Annotated in this window: 23 protein-coding genes; 7 read left to right on the top strand and 16 right to left on the bottom strand. The window is 70.7% G+C overall.

All coding sequences use genetic code 11. The annotated features are described in order from the left end of the window. Nucleotides 1-230: 230 nt before the first annotated feature. Complete coding sequence (locus AB0J67_RS13310; RefSeq protein WP_363480845.1) at nt 231-1,205, top strand: MEDS domain-containing protein; 975 nt, start codon at nt 231-233, stop codon at nt 1,203-1,205. 5 nt (nt 1,206-1,210) lie between these two features. On the opposite strand, the gene AB0J67_RS13315 is transcribed toward AB0J67_RS13310, so the two are convergent. Then, nucleotides 1,211-2,254 carry a LacI family DNA-binding transcriptional regulator gene (locus AB0J67_RS13315; protein WP_363480848.1) on the bottom strand — a complete coding sequence of 348 codons (1,044 nt, stop codon included), beginning with the start codon at nt 2,252-2,254 and terminating at the stop codon, nt 1,211-1,213. 77 nt (nt 2,255-2,331) lie between these two features. After that, nucleotides 2,332-2,871: a hypothetical protein gene (locus AB0J67_RS13320; protein ID WP_363480851.1), complete on the bottom strand. Its 540-nt coding sequence runs from the start codon at nt 2,869-2,871 to the stop codon at nt 2,332-2,334. A 230-nt stretch (nt 2,872-3,101) separates the two neighbouring features. Between AB0J67_RS13320 and AB0J67_RS13325 the strand changes: the two genes are divergently transcribed. Then, nucleotides 3,102-4,355 (top strand): MFS transporter, encoded by a 1,254-nt coding sequence (locus AB0J67_RS13325; RefSeq protein WP_363480854.1) that lies wholly within the window; start codon nt 3,102-3,104, stop codon nt 4,353-4,355. A 67-nt stretch (nt 4,356-4,422) separates the two neighbouring features. On the opposite strand, the gene AB0J67_RS13330 is transcribed toward AB0J67_RS13325, so the two are convergent. The 3 genes from AB0J67_RS13330 to AB0J67_RS13340 form a co-directional block, all read right to left on the bottom strand. Then, entirely contained in the window at nt 4,423-5,253 is an 831-nt protein-coding gene (locus tag AB0J67_RS13330) for an alpha/beta hydrolase (RefSeq protein WP_363480857.1), read from the bottom strand. Between the two features lie 266 nt (nt 5,254-5,519). Further along, nucleotides 5,520-8,354 carry a CHAT domain-containing protein gene (locus AB0J67_RS13335; protein WP_363480860.1) on the bottom strand — a complete coding sequence of 945 codons (2,835 nt, stop codon included), beginning with the start codon at nt 8,352-8,354 and terminating at the stop codon, nt 5,520-5,522. 98 nt (nt 8,355-8,452) lie between these two features. Continuing rightward, nucleotides 8,453-8,605 (bottom strand): hypothetical protein, encoded by a 153-nt coding sequence (locus tag AB0J67_RS13340; protein WP_363480863.1) that lies wholly within the window; start codon nt 8,603-8,605, stop codon nt 8,453-8,455. A 169-nt stretch (nt 8,606-8,774) separates the two neighbouring features. Between AB0J67_RS13340 and AB0J67_RS13345 the strand changes: the two genes are divergently transcribed. Together AB0J67_RS13345 and AB0J67_RS13350 are read left to right on the top strand one after the other, a co-directional pair. Continuing rightward, on the top strand, nt 8,775-9,116 hold the full coding sequence (locus AB0J67_RS13345) for a metalloregulator ArsR/SmtB family transcription factor (RefSeq protein ID WP_363480866.1): 342 nt from the start codon (nt 8,775-8,777) through the stop codon (nt 9,114-9,116). A gap of 3 nt (nt 9,117-9,119) precedes the next feature. Further along, the gene (locus AB0J67_RS13350; protein ID WP_363480869.1) at nt 9,120-9,605 is read left to right on the top strand and encodes an SRPBCC domain-containing protein; all 486 of its coding nucleotides are present in this window, start codon (nt 9,120-9,122) and stop codon (nt 9,603-9,605) included. A 181-nt stretch (nt 9,606-9,786) separates the two neighbouring features. Here AB0J67_RS13350 and AB0J67_RS13355 read toward each other — a convergent pair whose 3' ends face one another. The 6 genes from AB0J67_RS13355 to AB0J67_RS13380 form a co-directional block, all read right to left on the bottom strand. After that, nucleotides 9,787-12,549: an ATP-binding cassette domain-containing protein gene (locus tag AB0J67_RS13355; RefSeq protein WP_363480872.1), complete on the bottom strand. Its 2,763-nt coding sequence runs from the start codon at nt 12,547-12,549 to the stop codon at nt 9,787-9,789. A 3-nt stretch (nt 12,550-12,552) separates the two neighbouring features. Beyond that, complete coding sequence (locus AB0J67_RS13360) at nt 12,553-13,710, bottom strand: OmpA family protein (protein WP_363480875.1); 1,158 nt, start codon at nt 13,708-13,710, stop codon at nt 12,553-12,555. A 111-nt stretch (nt 13,711-13,821) separates the two neighbouring features. Then, entirely contained in the window at nt 13,822-14,703 is an 882-nt protein-coding gene (locus AB0J67_RS13365; protein ID WP_363480878.1) for a hypothetical protein, read from the bottom strand. Nucleotides 14,704-14,705: 2 nt separating this feature from the next. Continuing rightward, nucleotides 14,706-15,092, bottom strand: coding sequence for a hypothetical protein (locus tag AB0J67_RS13370; protein ID WP_363480881.1), 387 nt, complete (start codon nt 15,090-15,092; stop codon nt 14,706-14,708). After that, entirely contained in the window at nt 15,089-15,901 is an 813-nt protein-coding gene (locus AB0J67_RS13375) for a hypothetical protein (protein ID WP_363480884.1), read from the bottom strand. The genes AB0J67_RS13370 and AB0J67_RS13375 overlap by 4 nt, the downstream gene beginning before the upstream one ends. A 22-nt stretch (nt 15,902-15,923) precedes the next feature. Then, a complete protein-coding gene (locus AB0J67_RS13380) occupies nt 15,924-17,846 on the bottom strand; it encodes a hypothetical protein (protein WP_363480887.1) in 1,923 nt (640 codons plus the stop codon). Between the two features lie 517 nt (nt 17,847-18,363). Here AB0J67_RS13380 and AB0J67_RS13385 point away from each other — a divergent pair. Continuing rightward, nucleotides 18,364-19,413 (top strand): macro domain-containing protein, encoded by a 1,050-nt coding sequence (locus AB0J67_RS13385; protein ID WP_363480890.1) that lies wholly within the window; start codon nt 18,364-18,366, stop codon nt 19,411-19,413. Nucleotides 19,414-20,313: 900 nt separating this feature from the next. Then, nucleotides 20,314-20,973 (top strand): GNAT family N-acetyltransferase, encoded by a 660-nt coding sequence (locus tag AB0J67_RS13390; RefSeq protein ID WP_363480892.1) that lies wholly within the window; start codon nt 20,314-20,316, stop codon nt 20,971-20,973. Between the two features lie 491 nt (nt 20,974-21,464). On the opposite strand, the gene AB0J67_RS13395 is transcribed toward AB0J67_RS13390, so the two are convergent. The 5 genes from AB0J67_RS13395 to AB0J67_RS13415 form a co-directional block, all read right to left on the bottom strand. Beyond that, nucleotides 21,465-21,977, bottom strand: a complete 513-nt coding sequence (locus tag AB0J67_RS13395; RefSeq protein WP_363480895.1) for a hypothetical protein — start codon at nt 21,975-21,977, stop codon at nt 21,465-21,467. Beyond that, nucleotides 21,974-23,323 carry a hypothetical protein gene (locus AB0J67_RS13400; protein ID WP_363480898.1) on the bottom strand — a complete coding sequence of 450 codons (1,350 nt, stop codon included), beginning with the start codon at nt 23,321-23,323 and terminating at the stop codon, nt 21,974-21,976. Before AB0J67_RS13400 ends, AB0J67_RS13395 begins: the two co-directional genes overlap by 4 nt. Continuing rightward, complete coding sequence (locus AB0J67_RS13405) at nt 23,320-23,658, bottom strand: type VII secretion target (protein WP_363480901.1); 339 nt, start codon at nt 23,656-23,658, stop codon at nt 23,320-23,322. The genes AB0J67_RS13400 and AB0J67_RS13405 overlap by 4 nt, the downstream gene beginning before the upstream one ends. Next, nucleotides 23,648-23,977: a YbaB/EbfC family nucleoid-associated protein gene (locus AB0J67_RS13410; protein WP_363480904.1), complete on the bottom strand. Its 330-nt coding sequence runs from the start codon at nt 23,975-23,977 to the stop codon at nt 23,648-23,650. The genes AB0J67_RS13405 and AB0J67_RS13410 overlap by 11 nt, the downstream gene beginning before the upstream one ends. A gap of 544 nt (nt 23,978-24,521) precedes the next feature. After that, entirely contained in the window at nt 24,522-24,983 is a 462-nt protein-coding gene (locus AB0J67_RS13415; protein ID WP_363480906.1) for a hypothetical protein, read from the bottom strand. Nucleotides 24,984-25,388: 405 nt separating this feature from the next. Between AB0J67_RS13415 and AB0J67_RS13420 the strand changes: the two genes are divergently transcribed. Then, nucleotides 25,389-25,772 (top strand): hypothetical protein, encoded by a 384-nt coding sequence (locus AB0J67_RS13420; RefSeq protein ID WP_363480909.1) that lies wholly within the window; start codon nt 25,389-25,391, stop codon nt 25,770-25,772. Nucleotides 25,773-26,195: the final 423 nt, after the last annotated feature.

Below are 26,195 nucleotides of genomic sequence, written 5' to 3' on the forward strand. Positions count from 1 at the left end.
GCCGGCGGGGAACCCGCCCGCGCTGGGGTGCTCCGGCGCGGCGGGCCCGTAGGGAGAGTGCCGCCGAAGCGGAAACTTGGGCCCCGCCGCGGCGGCACGGCCGCCGGTGTCGCGCAAGCGGCACCGGCGGTCAGCCGTTTCACCGCGGCGCGAGAAAACTCCGCAAACCTGGTTTACCGCGCGGACCCGCCGGGTAACGCTGCCCCTATGGCATGGCGACTGGTGCCTCGATGGCTCGTGCACAGCGGTTCTCCGACGCTCCCACCAGCATCGACGGCGACGTGACGGCCATGGCCGTCGCCCGTCCCGACCATGTGGGCTTCCCGTACCGCAGCGTCGCCGAGTATGTCGCAGGTGTCCTCGCGTTCGTCCACGCCGCTCTGCACTCCGGGCAGCCGGTGCTGGTCGCGGTGCCCAGCGCCAAGCTGGAGATCCTGCGCGACTGCCTCGGCTCCTCCGGCGCCCGGGTGCGCTTCGCCGACATGACCGTGGAGGGGCGCAACCCCGGACGCATCCTGCCCGGGGTGCTGCTGGCCTTCGCCGACCGCCACCCCGGACACCGCGCCGCCATCGTCGCCGAGCCGGTCTGGCCCGGCCGCAGCGAGCTGGAGTACCCGGCCTGCGTCGCGCACGAGGCGCTGGTCAACCTCGCCTTCGCGGGCCGCGACGCGGCGCTGCTGTGCCCCTACGACGCGGCCCAGCTCGAACCGCACGTGGTCCACGACGCACACCGCACCCACCCGTTCCTGCAGCGCCGGGGCGGGCTGCGGCCCAGTCCCGCGTACGCCGACCCGCGGCTGACCGTCGCGGACTGCAACCGGCCGCTGCCGCCCGTGCCCGCACACGCCGCGACCATGGGGTTCACGACCGCGGCCGAGGTGGGCGAGCTGCTGGCGTTCGTGGCGGCGCGGACCGGCGCGGCCGGGCTCAAACCCCACCGGCAGGACCTGCTCACCGCCGCCACCGGCGAGCTGGCCGCCGGCACCATCCGGCGCACCGGCCGGCCCGCCACCGTCTCCGTGTGGACCGAGCTGGACTACATCGTCTGCCAGCTCGACGATGCCGGCCCGCGCCACGATGCCCTGGCGGGCGTGCGCACCGGCGGATCGGGCGACGGCCTGCTGACCGCCAACCTGCTGTGCGACCTGGTCCGCGTGTACACGCACCCCGGCGGCTCCAGCGTCCGCCTCCAGCTGACCACCTGACCGGCTCAGGCCGAGTCGCGCAGGATCAGTTCGGTGGGCAGCACGGTCGCGGCCTGGTCGGGCGGCAGCTCGCCCGCGGCCAGCGCGAGCAGGCTGCGCACGGCGGCTGCGCCGATCTGCTCGATGGGCTGGCGCACCGTGGTCAGCGCCGGGCGCACCTGCGCGGCGAGCGCGTGATCGTCGAACCCGATGACCGCGACGTCGTCGGGGATCCGCCGCCCGGCCCGGCGCAGGTAGCGCACGGCGCCCGAGGCCATCATGTCGGAGGCGGCGAACACCGCGTCGAGCTGCGGGCGCTGGTCGAGCAGCCGCTGCATGGCGTGCGCGGCCGAGGCCTGGCTCCAGTCCCCGTACGCGATGGGCAGGTCGGTCAGCCCGGCCGCGCGGATCGCCTCGGTGTATCCGGCACGACGGTCCGCGCCCGGCCCCGTGTCCGGCGGGGCGGCCAGGTGCGCGATCGCGCGGCGGCCCTTGGCCAGCAGGTACTCCACCGCCTCGCGCGCGCCGCCCCGGTTGTCGGCGTCCACGTAGGGCACCTGGTAGGGGTGCAGCGGGCGGCCGACCACGGTCACCGGCAGGCCGAGCGCCGCCAGCGAGCCCGACAGCGGCAGCGGCCCGTGGTCGGAGACGACGATGACCCCGGCGACGCTGCCCGCACGCAGGTAGCGCCCGACCGTCTCGGCGAGCGTGCCGGACACGTTCGTCACCAGCAGCGGCATGTCGTGCTGGGCCAGCTCCATCTCGACCGCGCCGATGAACCGGGCGAAGAACGGCTCGGTGAAGACGAGCCGGTGCCCGGCGTGGATGACCGCCGCGACGGCGCGCACCTGCGTCTGCGAGCGGCCCCACGCGGCGCGGTGGCGGCGGTAGCCGAGCCGGCTCGCCGCGTCGCAGACGCTCTGGTACGCCTCGGGGCTGACCCGGCTGGAGTTGTTCAGCACGCGCGAGGCGGTCGCGATGGAGACCCCCGCCGCGCGGGCCACCTCGGCGAGGGTCGGTGGAGCGGCCACGCCGTCGCCGCCCGGCGTGGAAGCGCTCCCGTTAGTCATTGACGCACCATAACCCGCTGCTCCAGGGCAGCGGTAGGTCTGTGCACCCCCACCGGTCCGGTAAGGATGGCGGCCGCTCAGCCCGCCGCGTACACCAGGTCCATCGTGTCGGTGTGGCCCTTCCAGGTCAGGTCCAGCCGCCAGCAGCCCGGACCCGGCAGGTTGATGATGGACGGTCCCGGCCCGCCCGCGACCTGCTCGGCCACCGGCTGACCGCGGCCGTCCAGGCGGGCGACGATCCGCAGCGGCTCGCCGCCGCTGTCCGGGTCGCGCGCCACCCAGAGGATCTTGTTGTTGGCCCCGTCCTTCCGGTCGTGGGTCAGCGGGTTGGCGAACAGGATCGCCGCGATCTCCCCGCGCTCGCCGATCGTGTGCGCGATCGTGGTGTCGCCGCTGAAGCCCGCGTCCGCCCAGTCCGGCAGCTTGGCGACGACGACCCGCGGCGTGCACGGACCCGTCGGGCTCGGCGCCGCCGCCGCGCTGCTCGCCGCTGCGCCACTCGCCGCCGTGGCACCCGGCGTCGCCTGGGGCTGCTCCGACGTGCACCCCGCCACCGCCAGCACACCGACCGCGGCCACGGCCACCGGCCACCGACCGGCCCGGAAACTCCTCTGCATGCCTGCTCCTCGCCTCGTCTGTCGTCATCTCGTCCGTGCCGCGCCGTCGGCACCTCAGTGTCGACGGCGCGGCCGCTCTGGGCATACCCCCGAGCCGCCCGCACGTCCCGGGCGCGGCCGTGCCCGCGCCCGCCGCGGCGCGCCGAACGGCCTCACGGGTGACGAGTCACACCCGGACGGGCGGGTTCCGGGGTTGACCTCAACCGTGCTTGAGCTGGCAGGCTGTGCCGATGCGAGCAGCAAGACGGCTGGTCCCCGCCGCGTACCGGGACGTGCTGGCGGTGCCGGCGTTCCGCCGCCTGCTGGCGGGCGAGACCGTGTCCTACCTCGGCGACGGGCTGAGCGTGGTGGCGATCTCCTGGCTGGCGATCCAGATCGCCGCGCCCGACCGGGCCGCGCTGGTGGTCGGGGCGGCGGTCGCCGCGTACACGCTGCCCGCCGCGCTCGGCGCGCTGGTGCTGTCCCGCTGGCTGCGCCGGGCCGACGCGCGCACCCTGGTCACCGCGAACGCGCTGCTGCGCGGCGGCGCGCTGGGCACCGCCGCCCTGCTGCACGTGCTCGGCCTGCTCACCCCGCTCGCGTACGTCGGCCTGCTCGCGGTGTCGTCGCTGCTGATGGCCTGGGGCTCGGCGGGCACGTACACGCTGGTCAGCGCGCTCGTGCCGGCCGCACACCGGCTCAGCGCCAACACCCTGCTCGGCACCAGCCAGACCACCGCCATCATCGCGGGCCCACCGCTGGCCGGGGTGCTGGTCGCGGCGACGGGGCCGGCCACGGCGCTGGCCGTCGACGCGCTGAGCTACCTGGTGCTCGCCGCCGTGCTGCGCGGCATCCGGGTGCCCGCCGGCGCCACCGCCGAGCCGGACGCCGAGCGCGCGAGCGGCGGCTTCCGGATCCTCGCCCGGCGGCCGGACCTGCTGGGCCTGCTCGCCCTCACCGCCGTCTTCTTCTTCCTGTACGGGCCGGTCGAGGTGGCGCTGCCGCTGTTCATCGTCGACACGCTGGGCCGCTCCGCCGACTTCCTCGGCGCGTACTGGGCCGTCTTCGGCATCGGCGCGCTGGTCGGCGGCCTGCTCGCGGGCACGCTGCGCCGGGTCGCGCCGTGGCCGTTCACCGTCGCGGTCATCGCGGGCTGGGGCGCGGCGCTGCTGCCGTTCGGCTTCACCACCTCGACCTGGGTCACCATGGCGGGGCTCGCCGTGGGCGGGATCATCTACGGGCCGTTCCCCGCTTTCAACATCACCCTGTTCCAGGCCGCCGCCGACCCGGCCGACCTGCCCGCCGTGCTGGCCGCGCGCGGCTCGATCACGGTCGCCGCGGCGCCGATCGGAGCCGCGCTGGGCGGGCCGCTGGTCACCTGGCTCGGCCCCGGCGGCACCCTGTTCGCCTCGGGCGCCGCCACGCTCGCCCTGGCCGCCGCCGCCGTGACCATGCCCCTGCTGGCGTCGGCCCGCCGCCGCACCGCCGCACCGAGCACGTCATGAGCAGAGCTCCGCGCCCGCTGTTCGCACAGCGGGCACGGAGCTCCGAACGGCGAGCCGGTGCGCCCGGTCAGGGCTGGGGCTGGTCGAGGAAGGCCAGGGCGGTCGCGGCGAACAGCGGCGACAGGAAGCTGTTGTAGTGGGTCGCTCCGGGCAGGATCGCGAGCGCGTGCCCGCCCTTCGGCCGGCCCTCGCCCGTCCAGCCGCCGTCGCGCAGACCACCGTCGAGCAGCGCGAACACCTCGACGAAGTGGCTCGGCGGGGCCATGTCGGCATCACCGGCGGCGATCAGCGTCGGCACCTGCAGGCCGCGCACCTCCTCGGTGAAGTCGATCGGGATCGCCATCGCGGCGCCGATCTTGTCGAGCAGCCGCGGGAAGTCCTCCGGGCGCGGCGCGACCCGCTGGTAGAGCTCGTACATCGGGGTCTCCTTCATGAACTCGGCCGCCGCCGCGCTCACCTGCCCCTGCTGCGCGCGGATCTCCGCGTACACCGCGTCGCTGCGCATGTACGTCGACAGCACCACCAGCCGGCCGACCTTCTCCGGATGCTTGGCCGCGAGCGCCGTCGCCACGCCGCCGCCGAGCGAGTAGCCGGCCACGTCCGGGCGGTCCAGGCCGAGGTGGTCGATCAGCGCCGCGATGTCGTCGGCCATCAGCCGGATGTCGAGCGGCCGGTCGATGTCGGCCGTGCGGCCGTGGGCCTGCAGGTCGGGCAGGATCACCTGGCGGTGCTCGGCGAACGCCGCCAGCACCGGCCCGAACATCTCCCCCGAGCCGAGCCCGCCGTGCAGCAGGATCAGCGGGCTGCCCGAGCCGTGCGTCTCGTAGTACATGTTCAGGCCGTTGACCTCGGCGTACTGCCCGTTACCGGCGGCGTTCGCGGTCCACTCCGTGCTCATCGGGATGCTCCCTCGCGTCCTGCTGATGTGTGCTGACACCGGTATGACGATCGGGCCGCCGGGAACTCATCGGGGCCGGACGGAAAATCTTGCCCGGCTCGTTTGGGCAGGTCGATACGGCGGGGGCGGGGCGACGGCGGGCGGGCGGCCGGCGGGGCGGGTCGACGGCGACCGACGGGCCGCGGCGCCGACCGGGCGACCCCGACCGGCGGGGCGCGGCGACCGGCGTGGCCACCGGTCGCCGTCGCTGCGGACCGGACGTGTGCCTAGCGACCGGTGTGGACGAAGCCCGCCCATGCGTCGATCGCGGCCCGCCGCCCCTCGACGGCGGTGCGCAGCGACTCCGGCATCCCCTCGGGGATCTTCCGGTCCTTGGCGATCATCCACAGCTGGGCGCGGTGCAGCGCGTCCAGCGGGCGGCCGCCCTCGCGCCGCAGGTAGTGGTGGAACATGAACATCAGCGCCGAGGTCGGCGCGTCGGGCACGCTCCACAGCGTGCCGACCACCGTCCGGGAGCCCCCGGCCAGCAGCGCCGTCGCGAGGCTGAACGCCTCGTCCAGGCCGCGGCCGGAGACGCTGCTGTTGCAGGCCGCGAGCACGGACAGCCCGACCGGGCCGGGCGCCCGCGCGGCGAGCGCCCCGACCAGCTCCTCCGCGGACAGCCGGTCCCCGCCCGCCAGCGCCAGGTACGACGACTCCCCCGCGCCCGCGCGCCCGCCGTCGCCCTGCCCGGTCACCCCGTGGCAGGCCAGGTGCAGCACCGTGCCGGCGGTGCCGTCGAGCAGCCGGTCCAGCACCTCACGCCGGGTGCCGGCACCGGCGGGCGCCGGCTGCCCGGTGGCGGTCCGCCCCAGGTACACGCCCCGGCCGTAGAAGGCCTCGTGCACCGCCAGCGCCTCGGCGCGGGCCGCGGGCAGGTCCGCCGCCGTGGTCGTCGCCGGGTCGCCCAGCACCAGCGCGGTGTCGTCGAGCGGGACGTCGGGCGCCCACGCCGCGTCGCAGAGCAGCCGCGCCGACGGGGCGTACGAGAACACCGCCTGCTCCAGCGCGTACCGGTGCTCCCCGGCGACGGTCCGGCGGGCGGCGTGCCACGGCACCGCCGTCAGCTCGCGCATCGGGATCAGCACCACCCGCGGCGGGCCCCCGCCCGCACCAACCGCGGGCAGGCCGTGCTCCAGCAGCGGGCCGATCGCCGCCTGCCACGCCCAGTCGCACACGTCGTCCAGACCGAGCCGTCCCCGCGCCACCATCTCGCGCCCCGGCTCCCGCGCCAGGTCCCGGGTCCGGCCGGAGGCGAACCCGGCCGGCACCGCCGTCAAGCCGGGCAGCGCCAGCGTCACGGCGGGCTCGTCCGCCGGGAGCACCACCGCGAACCCGTCGCCGGCGCCGCCCGGCACCAGGTACACCAGGGCGTCCATGCCCAGCGCGCGCAGCGCGGCCCGGATCTCGTGCGTGTCGGGCGGGTCCAGCAGCCGGGCCGACGCGGCCGCCGGGCTGTCCAGGACGGCACCGTCGGCGTCCACCGGGATGCCCGCGAGCACGCTCATCACGTGGTGGCGCAGCCGCACCGGGGCCGCCTCTGCTCCGGCCTCCGCCACGGCCTGCCGCCACCGCTCCACCAGCTCCGGCTGCCCCAGCTCCGCCAGCCGCTCCGGGATCGCCCGGCGCTCCGTCGCCGCGTGCAGGATGAGGCCGCGCCCCATGTCCAGGGCACGGGCGGCCGGCTCGGGCAACCCGTCGGCGGCACACCAGCGGGCGGTGGCGATCGCGTCGTTCGCGGCGCTGCGGGCGGCGGCCTCGGCCGCCGAAGGATCGGCCTGCAGCAGTACGCCCCAGGCGTGACCGCGCAGCCCACCGAGCGCGGTGTCGCGCGCCTGCGCATCACGGCCCGCCGCACGGTACGCGCGCGCCAGTTGCATGCTCGCCAGCGTCCAGTGCCGGTGCACGGACGTGCCCATCGCCGCTCGTGCCCGCTCCAGCTCCGCGATGCCCGCCACGAGGTCGCTCGGCTGCCCGCTCGCGTCGTAGCGCAGCAGCCGGGTGTGGCCGAGCTGGAAACGGTAGAACGGGCCGCGTACATCGTGCTCGGGCGACAGCTCGACCGCCGCGGTCAGCTCCGCGACGGCCTCGTCGAGCAGCGCGGGGTCCACCGCTGCGGCACCCGCCTTCGCGAGGGCCGAGGTGCCCAGACGCAACGCCCGTTCGAAGGGCCCCAGTCCCGGCGCGTCGGCGAGCCTGCGCAGCGCGGCGAGCGCGTCGGGTCCGTACTCGGCACCGGCCGGCCGCCCAGCGGTGCCGTCGCCGTCCCCCATCAGCCCGAGCAGCGGCGCCAGCGCCGTACGGACGTCGTCGAGCTGGGTCCGCATCGGATCGTCGGCGGCCAGCCGGTCCTTCATCGCGATCAGCTCGTCGAGGGCCCTGATCGCGCCGGGCACGTCGTCGCGGGTGGTGCGCGCGTACACGTCCAGGAGCCGGGTCATGAAGTCGAAGTCCGCGGCCTGCGACGAGCCGGCCGGCAGCCCGTCGCGCACCCTCGCCATGTCGGCCACCAGGCGATCCGCCAGCGCATGGTCGCCGGACGTGCGGCTGAGCACGTGGTTCATCGCGAGCCTGGTCGAGTCGACGATGAAACGGTGTGGCTCCAGGTCGCCCACCACCGCGGCCAGCTCGTCCAGCTCGGCCAGCGCCGCCTGCGGGCTGAACCCGGGGCGGCCGTGCTGACCGGCGACGGTGAGGTCCATCGCGCGAACCACGGCACAGGCTTCGAGGCTGCCCGGCAGCGGCGCGGGGTCCGCCCGGACCACCTCGGCCAGCGACATCGCCAGGGTCACCGACGGCTCGTGCTCCGGGCGCAGCGTGTCGACCAGATCCGCCAGCAGCACGGCGGCCAGCTTCGCGCGGCCGGGCGTGTCCACGGGCAGGCGGGCGAACTCGGCGATCGCCGCCTCCAGGTCGGCGGGATCGCCGTCCATCTCGTACCGGCATTCCAGCAGCCAGCTGAGGGTCAGCCGCCAGGGAGCCCGCTCCTGCTCCGGCAGCAGCTCGACCCACGCGGCCGTGTAGCCGACGACGTCGACGAGCTGCGGCTCCTCCTGCTCCATGCGGCCCTCCGGTCTCGGCAATCCACACCGGACCCTGACGGACCGCCCGGCCGGGCCGTGGCGACCGCCGATGCGACGGTGCCCAGACCTCGGGCGCGTCAGCGCTGCACCACCGCCGCGAGCGGGTCGGCGGCCGCCGCGCGTTCGCGGCGGCGGGCGCGCACCGCCACGACCAGGAGCACCGAGGAGATCGCGCCGAGCACGACCGCGGCGACCAGGGCCTCGACCAGGTGCGCGGCCACCTGGGCCACGCCGATCAGGCCGCCCGCGAAGATCGCCGTTCGGTGTCCCGATGTGCAGCCTGACCTCACGTTGTGACACGAGAGAGCGATCTTTCCCTGTGCGAGGACGCCGATGGTTCGGGTCGGTCGGCGTGGCGGCGCTTGACAACGTACAACCGAATGGTTGTATGTTTGGAGTGTGACCGAGGAGAGCGACGAGCGGCTGGACGCGCTGTTCCAGGCGCTGGCCGACCGGACGCGGCGCGACATCCTGCGCCGGGTGCTGGCCGGGGAGCACTCCGTATCGGCACTCGCGGCGAAGTACGACATGAGCTTCGCGGCGGTACAGAAGCACGTCGCCGTGCTGGAGAAGGCGGGGCTGGTGACCAAGCGACGCAGCGGTCGCGAGCAGCTGGCCAGCGGCGACGTGACGGCGGTGCGGTCGGTGACGTCCATGCTCACCGAGCTCGAACAGGTGTGGCGCGGGCACATCGCGCGCGTCGACGCACTGATCGCCACCGAACTCGACCAGGAGGACTGAACGATGCCTGTCACCGACGTACAGCACGACCTCGACAAGCTGAGCCTGACCATCACCGCGGACTTCGCCGCGCCCGTCGCGCGGATCTGGCAGGTGTACGCCGACCCGCGGCAACTGGAGAAGGTGTGGGGACCGCCGACGTACCCGGCGACAGTCGTCGAGCACGACCTCACGCCCGGCGGGCGCGTCACCTACCTCATGACCGGACCGGAGGGCGACAAGCACGCTGGGTACTGGCTGGTCACGGCCGTGGACGCGCCCCGGAGCCTCGCCTTCGACGACGGGTTCGCCGACCTCGACTTCAAGCCCGTGCCGGACCTGCCGGTCTCGAAGAACACCTACACCTTCACCGAGCACGACGGCGGCACGCGCGCGGTCTACACGAGCACGTACGAGACCGCCGAGGCGCTGCAGCAGGTGCTGGACATGGGCATGGTCGAGGGTGCCACGGGGGCGATCAACCAGATCGACGGGCTGGTCGCCTCCTGACCGGCGTGGCGATGGGGGGTGGGGCACGGCAGTCGACGAGCCCCGAGCATCGCCGAGGACTCCCGCCCACCCCCATGGCCACGCTTTCCCAGTAGGGTCACTCAGACCGGCCTACTCCGGCACAACGTTGACCCCGGCTCCGACGAGTCCCCTCGGCTGGGCCGCTGGGACAATCCCGACGTCAGTCGGGCCGGTTGAGCCGCCGGCTGAGACGCACGATGGTCAGCACGAAGAACGCGGCGGTCAGCCCGCCCAGCCAGATCAGATCCAGGTGCCACTGGCCCGTGGTGTGCCGCCACAGCGCGTCAGGGGGCGAGCCGGGGCTGCCCCCGCGCAGGTCCAGAGACGACGCGGCGGCGGCCAGTCCCCACCGGGTGGGCAGGAGGTACGAGATGATCGACCCCGCCCCGCCGTCGGAGAGGTCGGCTGCCGCCCCATTGAGCGCGATCTGCCCGATCGCGATGAAGGTATTCCAGTTCACGGCCTGCTCGACCTTCGTCGCCAGAACCGAGATGAGCATGCCTAGGGTCATCGCCGCGACAGTCATCGCAGCGAGGTTCACAAACAGTTCCATGTTCGGATCGAATACATGTCCCTTGGCCGGGCCGGGTTTGAGGGCCACGAAGATGGCGGTGATGACGGCCGCCTGGATGATCGCAGTCACGGCGAAGACCAGCCACTTGGACACCACGACCGCAGCGGTCACTGCGCCGGTGCGGTGCTCCCGTTTGATTACATGGAACTCCGACACGATGTCGCTGTAGGTGAGGGCCTGCCCGGCGAGCATGCACAGCGTGATCAACAGGCTGAGCGTGCCAAGCGCGGAGCGGCCCGGCCCCAGCCCTTCGTCCTTGGCCACAAGCGCCGCGACGACCGCGCCGCCGACCGCTACCAGCAGCGGCATGGCCGCCACGAGCAGCGGCAGCAGGGCCGACAGCACCACCAGCAACGGGTTGCGCCCATTGCGCTCGCCGCGGTTCTTGTCCGAGCCGCGCGCCAGCACCAGGGCGACCTGACGTTGGATCAGGACCGGAAGCTGTCGAGGTAGGCGCTTGAGCGGTCCGAAACGCTGTGCAAGCCGGTGCGCCGACGAGGGGTGCGGCTCGTCCCTGAGCTGTCGGGCTTCATGGCGGGCCAGGTCGCCGGGCGCGCCCTTGGCGTAGCTCTCGGCCAGGAGCGCGACTTCACCTTCACGCGCATCGTCGGCCAGCAACCGCATCAGGTCGGCATAGTTGTCGACGGGCAGGGTGTTCATCAACTGGTCCGGCGGCCCGGAGTAGACCGGACGCCCACCCGTGGCCAGCACCAGCAACTGCTGGGCGTGATTCAGGTACTGGGTGGTGTGAGTAATGACGATGACCACTCGGCCCGGTTTCTCGACCGCGTAGGCCTCGAGCATGCCCATGACGGCACGGTCCATGCCCGCGTCCAGGCCGGAGGTGGGCTCGTCGAGCATGAGCAGTTCCGGTTCGGCCAGCTTCTCAAGCGCAATCGAGACACGCTTGCGTTGCCCGCCCGACAGCGTGCCGACTTTCTGCTGCATCCGGTGTGCGATTTCCAACTCCTCGCACACCTTGCGAATCCGCTCGTCCCGGTCCCGCTCGGAGGCCTTGGGCCGGCGGAGGCGGTCGGAGTACCGCAGCAGCTTGGCCACAGTGAGCGTGCGGTGCAGGTGGTCGTCCTGCGGCACGAACCCCAGCTTCTCCCGTAGCTGATCACCCTGCTCCCGCATGTCGAAGCGGCCGTAGTAAAGCTCGCCGGCGGAGATGGCCAGCTCCTTCATGAGCGCGTGAAACAGCGATGTCTTGCCGGCGCCGGACGGCCCAAGGATGGCCAGCACGGTGCGCTCACGTTGCACGAGGTTCATGTCCGTCAGCCGGTCGACGACGCCCGTACGCGCGGACACGCCGCATACCACGAGCTTCGCCTCGCCCTCGATGAACCGTTCGAGGTTCGCGCCGTCGGCCGAGATCCGGTAGCGATAGCCGCCGAAGTCGAAGTGGTCGCCGGGTGCCAGCCAGGCCCGCACCACCTGCTGCTGGTCGATCCAGGGCCCGTGTGACCCGGCGAATACGTTTAGCCGGAGCTTGGCCCCCACCCGTTCCAGCGCGAAGTGACGCGGTTCGGCGTAATAGAAGTCGACCCGCTCGACATCAGGGGCATGCTCAGAGCCGAACACGGTCACGGCGCCGAGTGAGATGACCGGCTTGGTCCAGTCGATCGGCTCCGGTTCAGTGGTCCCCGACCCACCCCGCCAAATCTCGTCCGGAGCGCCTTCGAGCTCATTGCCCATCCCGGTGTTCGCCCACCCTGGAATGTGCGGCTCGAGCACCCCGAGCACGCGATTCACCCATGGACCGTCGCGGTGAGAGCGAGCCAGTCGGCGGCGGTAGGCGGCGATGCGGCGCTGGGCGTGCTCTTGGATGCGGATGACCCTGGTCCGCGCCACCACGTCGTGCCGCAGCGCCTCGTGGTCTGCCGCCGCTGAGGCCGCGGCCGCGTTGTCCCGGGCTTTCCGCGCCCGGTGCAGCTTGCGCTCCAGCCGGTGGATGCGCTGCTGCCGGTCGCGCTCACGGCGGGCCCGCACGAACGCCGCAGACCGGCCTAATTCGACGGCTCGACGCTCGGTCGCCTCGGCCTCGGTGAGCGGCGCCGACCCCGCGGTAAGGGCCTCATCGGCGCGGTGCACATCCTCCTCCGCGCGCAACATCCGGACCCGGGCGGCGGCGCTGCTGCGCCCGGCCGTGAGCCTGGCTTCTTCCAGGGTCAAGCGCTCATGCTCGAACGCATCCTGCGCCATACGGATGAGGAATTCACGGTGCGGGGTGGTGGCGGTCTGGTGGGCCCGCCCGGCGGGTTTCTCGGGCAGGCCCGCCATACCGTCGCGCCAGCCGTGGTACCAGTCGGCGAAGCGGGCGAAGGGGCCGTAGAGGATCGTTTTCACCGGTCAGCCGTTCTTCTGGCAGATCGTACGGATGATCACCGAACGGTTGAAGGCTGCCGCCGCGGGCTCCAGCGGCCCTTCCGGCCCGTTGTCGTCCCGGTAGTAATCCGAATAGGAGCCGACACCCTTCGTGGTGATGGACCCGGCCAGCACGCCGAAGGAGACCAGGATGTCCCGGACGACGTCGGCCCGCCGCCTGCTCATGTCCTCCTGGTCGGCGCGAGTGCTCCAGCGGGCGGTCGTACCGACGATCTCCATCTTCGGCTCGCCGGGCATGCCGAGGAACTCCTCCGCGTAGCCCTTCAGGATCTTCCGGGCGGCCGCCGGGTCTCGCAGGTCGGCGGTCCGCGGGTGGAAGCCGACATCGCCGCCGTCGGTCAGTCGAACCTCGCCGCACAGCACCAGGGGCTTCTCTTTCGGCACCGCGATCTCGCTTACCGGCTTCACGTCCGTCAGCGTCCGGTCGCGTTCGGGCGGGTCGGGCAGCGTCTGTACGCAGGCGGCTCCACCGGCAGCGGCGACGGCCTGCCAGATGTCGGTCACGTTGGCGCGCACGGCAGGACTGAGCTGATCCTGCGGGGCGGCGGTGTCCCCTAGCCCCATCAGGATCAGGCGGCGGCCGGTCAGGTCGGGTATGGCATCCTCGCCGAGCGCGGCGACGACGTCGTCCGGGTCGGCGGCCAGCATGCCCTCGGCTCGGAAGTCGAGCGGCGCCGCGGTCTGCAGACCCGAGTCGAACAGCACCACGGTACCGCCGCGAGGGGTGTCCCGGGCGGCCTTGTGCAGCGCCTCCAGCGGGTCGGCCTCGTCCTGCCGGGATCGTATCCCCGCGATGGCCGTCAGCAGTTCATCGGTGAAGGCGTCGACAGCCGCCTTGCGCGCCGCAGGCGCCTTGATGGTGGTGGTGAAGTGTTCCCGGATGGCAACCGACGGCTGGCCGTCGACGCGGTAGACCACGACGGGCCGCTCGGCGTCGACCGCGGCGGCGACCAGGTCCGATAGGGTGTCGGGCAGGGTGGGCGCCGGCATGTTGGCCCGCGCGCCCAGCGCGAAGGTCACCGGTCCCGGTGCCTTCGGGCAGTCCGACGAATCGACGACAGCCGCGTCGCGGTCCAGGTACAGGTAGCCGCCACCGCCGGCGAGCAGCGCGATGACGGCCACGGCCAGCCACGGCCAGACGGCGGGGCGGCCACCGCGGCGGCGGGAACGGCGCTTACGACGTGACACGATGGACGCTCCTCGACGAAAGAAGGTGGGCCGGTTGCTGGCTCATCACTTGCGGGGCAGGTAGACCTCGGTGAGCGCGGCATCCTGCGCGCTCTGCGCGATCCGGGCCCGGACCAGTTCCTTGAGCTCCTCGCCGACGTTTCGCCGCTCGACCTCCTCGGCCCAGCGGATGACGTCGGCGATGGCGCTGCGCCGCTGGAGCAACTCCAGCTCGGCCCGCTTCTCGGCCAGTGTCTCGGCGGACTCGGCCAGGGCGGTGACGGCGGCGATGTGCTCACGCCGCGCCTTGGCGAAAGCCGACCGGGCCGGATTGTGGGTGGCGTACGCGCCGAGCATGGCGACAAGCCCCGTGCCAAGGTAGAGGCTCAGGAACAGCAACGAGGCCCCCAAGGTGGGGGTGGGCTCGGGTGTGGTCGCGGCCTGTGCATCCGCCTGGCCCATGACCTCGACCGGCCCGGAGTCGACCGATGGATCGTGGTGGGTCAGGCGCAGGTAGAGTCCCGCCCCGCCCAGCGCTAGGTAGACGGCCACCGCCAGTCCGGCGAAGTATCCGGGCAGCCAGGTCTCGCCGGCCTTCAGCGAGCGCAGGATCACGCCGGTGAAGTGCGCTAGGAAGATCACGCACGCGGTGAAGCCGACCACTGCGGCGTAGTGCACCCACAATTCCTGAGTCGGCATCACGAACTGGATGATCTGCAGGAAGTTGACGAGGTCGGCCAGCGCGGCCAGGCCGAGTGCGACGGCATACACCCAGATGCCGATCGGCCGGCCGGCGACCAGAGCGGGGTCGACGAAGTCGGTTCGAGCGGGTTCCCCAACCGTAGGATCGCTCTCCGCCCGGGGCATGAGCTGCACGGACGGTGGCGCCTGGGCCGGCTGGTAGGTCGGCGGCTCGGTGTGGCCGTCGACGGTGGGCTGCTGCGACACGTTCACTCCTCGGTGTGTCGGGGGATATCGTCGCGGCCGCGCAGGCGGGCATGCGCCGCCTCTCGGGCGAGCCGGAGTTCGAGCAGGTCACGCTCGTCGGCTTCGTACATCACCTGCTCGTAGGCGAGTTCGGCATGCGCGTCGACGAGGTCCGGCATTAGTTCGTGCTGGTACTCCGCCCAGGCCTTGATCAGCCGGGCGAGCTGGACCTCGGTATACCGGTCGACCAAGCCGTCCAGGACGTCCGGCGTCGCCTCGTCGACGGCTGCGGGCAGCAGCTCATCCACCGCCTTCTCCAGCAGCCGGCGCATCGGTGCGGGGTCGAGCGGGTCAGGCCGAAACGGCTGGTCGGGGACGGGCTTATCGTCCCGTTGCCAGAACCACTTCACGGGTTCACCTCCAGGTCCGCGTCGTCGAAGTCGAGCCACGAGGGCAGCTGCGGTCCGGCCGGACGCAACTGAGTGTTCAGGGCGGGGCCTTGCTGATGGTGGAGCACCAGGTATCTCCAGTAGCCGGCGATCCGCCGTTCGGCGTGCGCGCACGCGCGCCTGACCCGAGCCACCGCGACGTGACGCTCAGCGAGGATCTGCGCGTGCAGGTCGACGATCTCTGCGGCTAGCTTTTGGCAGGCCGTCAAGGTCCGGAGGTAGCGTTGCTCGGCCTTTGCCAGCTCGCGGGCGTGGTCGCTGAGGCGGCGGCGGCGCGACAGGTACTCGGGCCGGTCGTTGGCGATCTCGACCGCGCGCCGAACCCGCCGGCCGGCCTCGTCGAGCGGCTCACCGGCCGCGCCGAGCTGCCGGCGGTGCTCCGCCAGCAGCTCGGACAGCTCGGCCAGCTGCTTCTCCTTGGCCTGGCGTGCACTGTCCAGGGGTCCTCGGCGCTCGCGGTATCCGATCCGCTCCTCTTCGGCCTGCTGTTTGAAGATTCCGGCCAGCATTCCGATGTATGCCGTGTTCACCGGTGCAGGTGGTGTCATCGCCGCCGCCGAAGCGGGCACCAGTTCGTAGCGGTCGGCGCCGGGCAGCGTCGACTCGGCGTCAATCTGCGCCTTCTCGTCCACCACGACCTCCGGGATTCCCTTGCTGGCGTCCCGGCGCCCGTTGCGGCGGTCGGCCCAGCGCTGCCACAGGCCGTACCTGATCGGCCGCGCCGGCGGGCCGGTCCACCCGCGCCGGCCGGCGCTGCTCCATGCCGTCATCGCCGCCCCCTGTCCGCTCTACTCACTGCCGGTCGGTGACATCGAAGGCGGCGATGCTCAACGCGTGCACCACCAGCGATGCCGCGTTGCGGGCTGCCAGGGCCGGTTCGTAGTGGGTGTCGCGGGCCATGCCCCAGTCGGAGATCGCCTTGACCACGATCCACGGAACGCCCGCCTCGGACGCCGCGGCGTAGAGGCCGTGACCCTCCATCTCCCCGCCGATGGCACGGCTGTTCTCAGCGATGAGCCTGGCGCGGTACTCCTTCGAGCTGACCAGTACGCCGGAGGCCAGCATGAGTCCAGAGAAGACCTGCACGTCCCCGTCGGCCGACTCGGGCCAGTTGTACCTGGCCGCCTTCAGCCGTGTGACCATGACGGAGGGCGCCGGCACCCGCGCTCCCTGCGGCTCCTCACGTTCGTCGAACACGACCTTGCGGTCCAGATCGTGCACGGTCGCCGAGATGAGCACGTCACCGAGCCGCTGCGGCGGGGTCCAGGCATCGCCGAGGCCGTAGCAGATTCCGACCATGATCACGTAATCGGGCTGCCAGCGGCGGATGGTCTCGGCCGCGGCCAGGATGGTGTCGGTGGCGCCCTGGCGGGGAGCCTGGACCACGCCAATCCTTGCCTTGCTCACTGTGCCGGCCTCGAAGATCACATGGTTGCCCTCGAAACGCGGTTGGGGCTCCTGCCCATTGGCGGTGCGGACCGTATCGAGCACTGCCGCGAGCTCGGTGTCGGTCACGGTGAGCAGCAGTACACGTGAGTGGTTCAAGTGCTCTCCTCTTGTCTTATCGAAGGTGTCGTGTGAGACACGTTGCGCCCCGACGACGGCGCTGGCCGATACGAACGCCACGACCAGGGTCATCAACCCCAGCGCACTCATCAGCCAGCCGAGCACCAGCGACGGCATGGCCTGCGCGGACAGCCCGGGCGGGTCGCGAAACGCCAACTGCCAGGCAAGCCAGTGCACCGCCGAGCCGAAGTCCGCGGGCCGACCCACGCAGGTCGTGGCGGCGCACAGCCGCTGCTCCTCTCCCATCACCACCATCGCGCAGACGGGCAGCACCACCGCCACGCCCAGCAGGTAGACCGGCAGGAAGCCGCCCCGGTCCGGCCGTGGCCTACGCAGGCCCGTCGCCGGGTCGTCCGGCAGCCGCACCAAAACTCGGCTGTCCGCCCCGTACGGTGACTTCAGCACCGCCCGCACAACCGAACGCATCGCCTGGGTGGTGACCCCGTCAAGCTGGAACACCAGAACGTCGCGAACGTTGATGGCTTCGGGCTCGCCGCCCCACTCCTGACTCCCGCCGCGGGCGTAGAGCCGGACCAACTGCCGCATGTGGGAGACGGTCAGGTCGACCATCCCCCGGCCGGCGCGGTCTCGGGCGTCGTGCAACAGCGGCACGGACCAGTTCCAGCCAGGCAGCGACTCGGCGGCGATCTCGTCCTGCGGGCGCGGCGTGCGGCCGAGGACGCGAGCCATCATGGCCCCGTCGGTGAAAACCCGTGCGGTCATCGCTAGAGCGATGTAGGCGACGGCGCCGACGGCCAGCCAGAGTCCTATCCAGAGGTACACCCCGAGCATGGCCAGGACGAATGCCACGAGCAGCGCCAGGACCGGTGGAGCGGCGAGCATCAGCACATCCCAGTGCCGGTCGGCGATCCGCAGCAGCCATCGCTTGAGGCCGGTCGGCACGTTGGGCGGGCGCCGCCCGCCGGGCAGCTCCAGCACGGCGAACGCCGTCGGACTCTGCCAAACCAGCCGGTCCTCGAGACCAGCGCGGTAGAGCACCAGCGACAGCGGACCGCGACTCCGTGTCAGGCCTCGCGCGCTGCGCGGGCGCAGGTGCGTTATCGCCTGCACGCCGCAATCCGCGTAACGCACCGAGCGCGCGGCCTGTCGGCATTTCGCGTAGGAGACATGATCCATGAGCTGACCCATCGCATCGTCGAGGCTGGGGATGTCGGTGTCATGAGAGGGTGGAGATCGGCTCCTCGCGGGAACGCTCCCGTCGCTGCCCTGCCGCCGACACTAGGCGGCAGGATCTTTGCCGAGGCTCCGCCACAGGTGCACGGAAGTGAATATTTCGCTGCGTGATCGCGGATATACGGCGCGCAGTTGCGCCGTTTCGCCGGGGCGCAAGGGGCCACCGGCCAGGGACCCGTGGGCTTGCGGGTGCGCCTGCGGGCGCGGTCCAGCGGCGGTGCCGGGCCGATCGGCGAGGCGCCAACGGATGAGCGGTCGAGGGGGTACGTTCCTTTCGCCAGGCTGACGCGCGGCCTGGCCGACCCAGGATAGGTGGGCCTGCCAGCCGATTGATCAGCTCTGAGCATCTCGGCGATGCTGAGTCGGAGCACCTGATTCCGGACACCGCTTTCGCGGCACCGGCGAAATCCAGCTCCACCCCGTCCGTCCGGCGACACACGCCGGACGCCCCCGGACATCGAGGAACGACGACATGACCCCGACTCCTCGCGACCACGATCCGGCCGCGTCCCTCCTGCGTGCCTTCTGCCTGCGACTGGGCCGCCTGCGCACGGAAGCAGACCTTCCTGTGGTGCGGCTGCTCCAATACCCGGAGATCACCGTCAAACGGAGCCGGCTCTACGAGATCTTCCGGGGAGACGTCAAGGAGCCGCCGGAATGGGAACTGGTCGACGCGATCATCAACCGGTGCCGCGACCACGCCATCAAACACGGCCGTCTGCTGGGCATGAGTACCGACCCGAGCTACTGGAAGCCGCAGCACAGCATGCTGGTGGAGTTGCGTGGGCACACGCGCCACGCCGCGCGCGCCCCGGAGGCGCCGACGGGCCGAGCTTTAACCGCACAGGTCGTCCATCGCGGTTCGGTGACGGCACCAGACGGCACGATTCGACACCTGGGCATCATCACCGGCGACATCCGCCACGTCCGCTGTGCGGAGGTCTGGGTGAACCCCGAGAACACCGAGATGGTCATGGCCCGAGCGCAGGAGTTCTCGATCTCTGCCATCATCCGCTACGAGGGCGCCGAACGCGACGACGCGGGCCGCATCACCGTTGACACGATCGCCGACGAGCTTGAGAAGAAGACCTCGACGATCCGGCCCATCGCGCCCGGATCGGCCGTCATCACGGGGGCCGGAGCCCTCGCCCGCCGCAACGACGTGCGCCTCATCGTTCACACCGCCGCTGTGCAGGGCGAACCTGGCACCGGGTTCCGCGCGATCGACGGCATCGCCCAGTGCGTGGACAACACACTGCTCGAACTGGGCCGCCTCGACGATCTTCCGGACGAACCGCTGCGGGTGCTATTCCCCCTGCTGGGCACCGGAGTGGGCGGGGGCGACGTACCCAGGACGGCGACCGCACTGATCCACGCTGCCGCCAACTACCTGCGCTCGGTGCGCTCCACCAGGATCAGTGCCGTGCTGTTCCTCGCCTACACCGATGTCGAGCTGCGAGCCTGCCTGGACGCGCTGACCGCGGCAGGCGTCATGCCCACCACGGGCCCGGCGCCAGCGTGAACCGCCGCACACCGAGCCTCACCGAACACCCTCAGTGACCGTGCTCCATGTCCCCCGCGCTGCTGTCCGCCCTGGCCGGGAGGAGCGGCGCAGTGATGCTCACGGCAACGGACTGGACCACCCCGGTAATGAGCGCCAGGCGCATGCCGTCGAGGGTGGCGGCGGTTGCGGCGGCACCGCAACCGCGGGCCAGGGCGAACACCGGGTGAAGGAAGTGAGCACTGATTGTCAATGGCACCGACAGCCACGGCGACCCGTCCGGCACCGGTCATGGTCGCGCTGTCCCCGCGTTTGTAGCCGCGGCCTGAGGCCGAGCCGACACGAGTCCGACCGCCGACGACTTCGACTGCAAGATCAAAACCGAGAAATGGCGGCGCCTGACGCCGCGTGCCACCAGGTCACGGCGCATCAAGAACACGTTGAGCGGATCCCACCCAGGCCCAGCCATCCCTGGATTGCCAGAAGCCCCGTCTGACCAGGTCAGACGTGGCTTTCGCTGTGCACCGTGGTCAACGGAACGCGAACCGGTTTCTGCTGGTCACAGGAGACCCGTTGCCGGTCACGCCGATACGCCGGAGTGGTGCTGACGTTCCATGACCTGAGTCGGGCCAGCACTCGAAGTCGACATGCGCAGGTTGAACTCCAATCAGCGCCGCGCGCACGCCCGAACGACCTGCATCAAGGAGCTGGCGCCTACTTCCTTTCCGGCGTATGCCGGGGGACGGCGCAAGTTAGCCACTCGGCAGAACACATGCAACCGCGGGGCTTCTCCTCGGTCACCAACGGAGCCATACGCACCAGACGGGCGTTCGGCCAAGTCTTGTACTGTCGTGCGCCAGGTGCTGCGCGATCCGGAGATAACGAGTTGAGGTCAGCCGAACGGCGGCTCACTCTGAGACGGTGATCACCGAATATTTTCCCCTGTTGGGCCTGCGGATCGAGGTGGCCGACCTGCAGCTGCGGCTGCCGAGCCCGGAGGAGTTGGGGCAGCTCGCCGACGCAGCCGCTGACGGTGTACACGAGCCGGACATGATGCCGTTCACCGTGCCGTGGACCGACCAGAGCCCGGCTGATCGGGCCCGGTCGGTGGTGACTCACCACTGGGCGGTGCTCGGCAGGTGGACGCCGCAGGCATGGTCGTTGCCGCTGGCCGTGCTGCACCGCGGGACGGTCGTGGGGCAGCAGACGATCAGCGGCAAGGACTTCGCGATCAGTTCCGAGTGTTCCACCGGCAGCTGGCTCGGACTGCGCTACCAGGGTCGGGGTATCGGCACGCTCATGCGCATCGCAGTGGCGCATCTCGCGTTCGAGCACCTCGGCGCGAGCGACCTCGTGTCGGCGGCGTACCTGGACAACCCGGCGTCACTACGCGTGTCGGCCAAGGTCGGCTACCAGCCCGACGGCGTCGCCCGCCACGCGGTGCAGGGCCGACTGCGCATCTCCCAGCGGCTGCGGCTGACCCGAGACGATTGGCTGGCCATCAACCGCCCGTATGTGCAGGTGCATGGCCTACAAGCCTGCCTTCCGCTGTTCGGCCTACTCGACCAAACATCAGCGTGACCACTTGAGCGGCAGCTGGGCGAGCCTGCGCGACGCACACGGATGATGAAGTGCAAATGGACGAGGGCTGAGCCACTCACCACCTTCCAGGTGGCCCCGCCACCGTCAGGCGGCCCAGCGATAGAGGAGACCATGAACCCGCGCGTGTCATGGCAAGACCTGCATTGATCACATCAAACATGATCCCCCATGGGCTTGGACAGAAAAAGCCCCGCTTGAACAGGTCAAGCGGGGCTTTCGCCGTGCACCGTGGTCACCAGAACGCGCACCGCTACCTGTTGATCACGGGCGACCCGTTGCCCGTCCGACCCGTCGAGTCGACGAGACGGACGAGCACGGCGAAGCCTTCACCCGCATGAAGCCGGTTCGCTTACTGAAGCACTCGGGCGCCATGGTCAGCCGACGCGCGCTGGATCGCCTGGGCTCGGCAAACTCGCTACCAGTGATCACCGCTCCCGGTTTCGTATGCGTGATGCCGGAAATCGGGCGTGTCACGGCCTGTCGAGTGCATCGAGGATGTCCGCGTCGAGCTCCACGCACGCATCAGTCGTGAGGTGGTGATGCAGGTCTCCCCGCTCGACGTAGGCCGAGTGGATGTCGATATAGCCGGTGATCAGGGTGAACCCTCCGCCTCGTTCGAAGAACAGTAGTAGCGGCTCGTACGGGTCGGCGAGGTCGGGCAGGGGGACGGCCGCGTGGTCGCGCAGGGTGTACCAGTGCAGACCGTTGACGGCGGCCTCCAGGACCGGGTCAGGCGCGAGTGCGAGCAGGCGTTCGATCTGCGTGACGAGAGCCGGATCGGCGCGCACGGTCGGGTCGGCGCAGGCAGCCAGGTCAGGGAAGGGCCATTCCGCGCAGTCCAGTTGTCGGGCCCACCAGGCAGTGCGCCGCAGGTGCTCGGCCATGAGCCGGTGGCGGGATCGGGTGCGGGTAAAGCCGCCCTCGGTCCAGTCGATCGCCGTCAGCCGGGCCGTGTACTCGGCGGCGGTGGGCAGGACGGTCATGGCATCTCCCGGAGGACGGCTTGCAGAATCTCGTCGATGTTTGACAGGTCGTCGGCCATGGTGATGTCCGGCGGTGTCTTGCCCAGCGACGGCCAGTGGCTGAACATACCGAACAGGGCATCTTCGTACGGTGCCAGGTCGTGGGCGCCGATACGGGTCTTGTCGACGACGTCGAGCGGGGCGCTGGGGTCTCGGTAGGGCATGCCGAGTTCCATCAGATGGCTCTCGACATACTCGTGGACCAGCAGGCGCTTTAATTTGATCTCCGTGGACCAGGGCAGGGTGTCATCGGCCGCTTTGGTCCACCACTCGCCGATGTGCTTCATCGGGGCGAAGTAGCCATGTTCCATCGCGCCTTTTACCGGCACGTCGTGGGTGGTGAGGAACAGGTGCTGCTTGACACGTTCCACGACATGGCGGGGAACGCCAAGCAGTTCGGTGATGTTGTCGACGTCGTCGGCGCGATCTCGAATCTGATCATATTGGCGCGCGGCCTGCGGACTCTGCGGCGTGTCGACGTAGCCCGCCCCGCCCCAGCGGATCTCCGGAGTTGAGGAGCCCAAATGCGGAAGGCCGCCGCGTCGGGCGAGGACGGCCATGATCGATTCGATGGCCTCGTCGAGGCCGTGCAGCGCCGGCATGAGGTTGCGCAAGCTGGCGGTCAGCGCTCGGAGCAGTCGGGTGATGCGGGCGCCCCACTTGGCAACCAGCGCGGTCACCTGCGCAACGACGTACGGCGCCGCGATGCCGAGCGTGCCGACGGCCTCGGCGGTCCACAGCGGCAGCCGCGCGAGCAGGATCGACACGAGTTCGCCGATCAGGTCCCGGACCAGCGTGCGCACCAGCGCAACCACGGAGCCGCTCATGGCGACGATCGCCTTCATGCCCTCCTCGGCCCGGGTCAGCCCCGCCAGGAGGTCGAGGGTCTCGCTTGCCTGCTGCCGGTAGGCGGTCGCGGCGGGCCCATCCCAGTCCTGGATCTGGCCGGCGACGGCACGGCCATACAGGTCGGCGATGTCGGCGTGCTCGACGGCGATGTTGTGCCAGGTCTGGGCGTTGGCGGCGACCTGGTCCGGGTCGCCGGCGAGCCAGTCCAGCACCCGCGACAGCGGCTCGACGTGCTCGACGCACCAGCCGAAGCCTGCGGTCACCAGCGCGCCCACCGGGTCGAGCACCCACACTGCCGTCTCGGCGACGGTCCCGACCCCGCCGAGCGCCCCGTCGACCCACGAGCCGTTCTCGACCCCGGCGACGATCATGTCGACGGACTCGGCGATCCCGACACCGGAGAACCAGGTCGTCGAGTCGACCCGCGCGGCGACCAGCGCGTTGCCGCCGTCGCTCACCCCGGACGCCCGTGAGCCACCGCCTCGGTCCGGGCAGACGCGGCGAGATCAGTGTCCTCGTACGTGACGGCTGTCGTCCGCAGCGCTTCGCCACGACCGTGCAGGTCTGCGGCTGCCGCACGCATAGCCGCCGCGATCCGGGCCTGCAGCGGCATCAGCTTGAGCGGGAGGACCGCACAGATCACGCCGTACGCGTCGGCGTCGAGCGTGACGTGCCGCGCAGCTCCATACGCATGTTCAGCCCGGTCGGCGAGACGGGCGACAGTCCGTGCGTGTTCACGGATCTGCGGCAGAAGTGCTGCGACGCGCGGCGCCGCATGGCGGTCATCGGTCATCGCCGAAACCCACCTCGACCGCGAGTTCCCGCACATGTATGGCGAGCGCATCACGTGCGGCCCTGGTCGCCTCGACCACTGCTGAGGCGATGCGGTCCGCCGGAAGCTCACGCACCCGCTCATGAAGCTTCAACCCGACCAGATGGCCGTTCTGATCGACGGTGGCCGTGACCATGCCACGCAGCACGGACGCGTCCACTACCAGATCTCGCGTCCGGGCGGCGAGGTCGGCGGCACGGCGGACCCGGTCCTCCAGCATCCTCTGCCAGTCACCGACCTGTTGATCGACCGCGTCGAGATCCGTGCCGAATACGTCCATCTCCGCCCTCCCCCGACGGCTGAAACCTGCCCACGAGCCTAAATGGACGGATCACCAGCGACAAGGCGGTTACAGTCGGCGACCGTACACGTGCATGTGAACGCCGTTTGCCCGACCGCCGAGCGCGCTTCCCACCGCATCGCATGAAGACTCGCACCACTCACCCACGCCAACAGCGAGCGTCGACGTCGCTGAAGCGGTTCGCGTGCCGCATCTTCAGGCGCCGCCAGGGACTCGAACCCCGAACCCGCGGATTAAGAGGGCTCCCTCTCGATCACGGTCGGGCACCCTGACCTCAGACCAGCCAGCCGAGCGGACGTGCTCGCTGCGCTCAATTTGCAGTCGGTTGGGGTCGGGAGGGGGTCAGACCCCAAGTACGTACTACACGCTGTCACGCCAGCGGGTGGGATCCCCTCGATGCGAACTATTGGGGGCTCAGTCGCACAAGGTGTTATGCGAGGCCAGATGCTGTAGTCCGGCCCAGCTCGACCCGCTACTGTCGGCTCGGTTGCTGTACTGCGCTGCTGTATCCAAGTCGCGACGACTAGATCCTGGCCATGATCTGCCGCACCGGATGGCCAAGCGTCTCGGCCAGTTCAGCGAGTTCCTCCTCGGTCAGCCAGCCGCGGTCGGGGCTTCGTGCCGACAGCTCGAACCTGGCAAATCCCGTCGGCCAGTCGTAACGCAAGTCATTGAGGGAGACCACCACACCGCAGCATGGCACCGCCACGTCCAGCCCAGTCCATCCCTCTTCCTCGTCCTCGTACGCCGCGTCCACGAGGTCGTCCCACCAGTCCATGTCCACCTGCCCGGCACACGACGGACACCGGATCTCGGCTAGGTTCGAACCGGCCTCGACGAGCTGGATCCGTTCGTGCCACTTGGCGTCCAGTTCCTCCGTGTCGGGGACCATGCGGGCGAACACTCGATCCGCCGCATGCCCTGCTTCCAGCGCCGGCTGCCACGTTGCATCGGTCGGGATGACCGACAGATACGTCTCGCTCATACGAAGTCCTTACTATGAATCCGCGCCGGCGCGCCGCGTGAGCACCCGAACGCAGTACAGGCCCCGAAACAGCCCGCGCAGGATAACCGGCCCGCCCCGACATACGACACTCGCCGGGTTGCTCGGTCGTCTGACTGCTCAGCGAGGGCCCACGAGCCCGGGACGTAACCCAGCACCAGCACCTCGGGAGACAGATTCCGGCGTACAGGTCGACTCGTCCGTCCCTGTACAGCGCGCTGGCCCGGGGACCGGCTTTCACCTGCTGTTACACCGGTCGCAGTCAGGCGTAGGCGGTCATCTCTGGTCATCATCTGACGGCCCGGCGACGGCCCGCGCTGCCTCACACGGCCCGAAGACGGCCCGAGACTCGGTCTGTTGAACGGCCAGAGGCAGTACGGTCACGTTGTGGAACGGGACCGGCTGATCCAACTGCTTAGCGAGGACGCGGGTGCATTCTCCTATTGCCGACAGGCGCTGCAAGCCGGCGCCAACTTTCGGGTCTTCGACGCTCACCCGCCCGTAGCGGCCAACCACTTCGCGAACGTCTATGCGGGGCGGGAACGAAGGATGCGTGCCGCTGGTACTCCCACGCTCGGCTTCCCGGACGCTGTCCAGCGTCTCCGGGACCTGGGAGATCAACCGCTTCAGCTCGGCGAGGTGGGCGTCGCCTCTCCGGCGTACCACTTCCAGCTGTTCCTCACCGGGGACCTGTCCGCAGTCGTGGCCTGCCTCGGGGTGGACCTGCACTGGCTCGCGTCACGGAAACCGCAGCAAAGCGACACGGTTTAGGAATTATCGATCAGCGCTGAGAGCCGAGTTGCTGGCCTGGTCCAAGCCCAGCTAGCGGGGAAGTCGGGCCGCTCCATCGTGGCTCCGGTTGACCCTCGCTGACCGCCGCATCGGGCACGATCGGGCACGGCGCTTCCTTCCCATCTCCACCTTCGGTCAAAGGCGAGGCGCCGTAATGGCCATCGAGGGACGGTCCTGCTTGCGTGGACGTCTTGCCGCACGTCCTCTGTTCAGAGGAACACCGTCAAGTCCCGCTTGACGGTGTTCCTCACTTTGACGAACTCGGGGACACGTGGCTGGTGTCAACGACGGCCGAAAACTGACCCTCTAGTACGGCAGTGCCGGTTCGTGCTCTGAGCTGCCCGGATGCGTGAGGGCGGCCACCGCCTGATCATCGAATGTTGTGGACAAGTCGATAAGCAA

The sequence above is a fragment of the Catellatospora sp. NPDC049609 genome, from assembly GCF_040675365.1.
Classification (GTDB): Bacteria; Actinomycetota; Actinomycetes; order Mycobacteriales; family Micromonosporaceae; genus Catellatospora.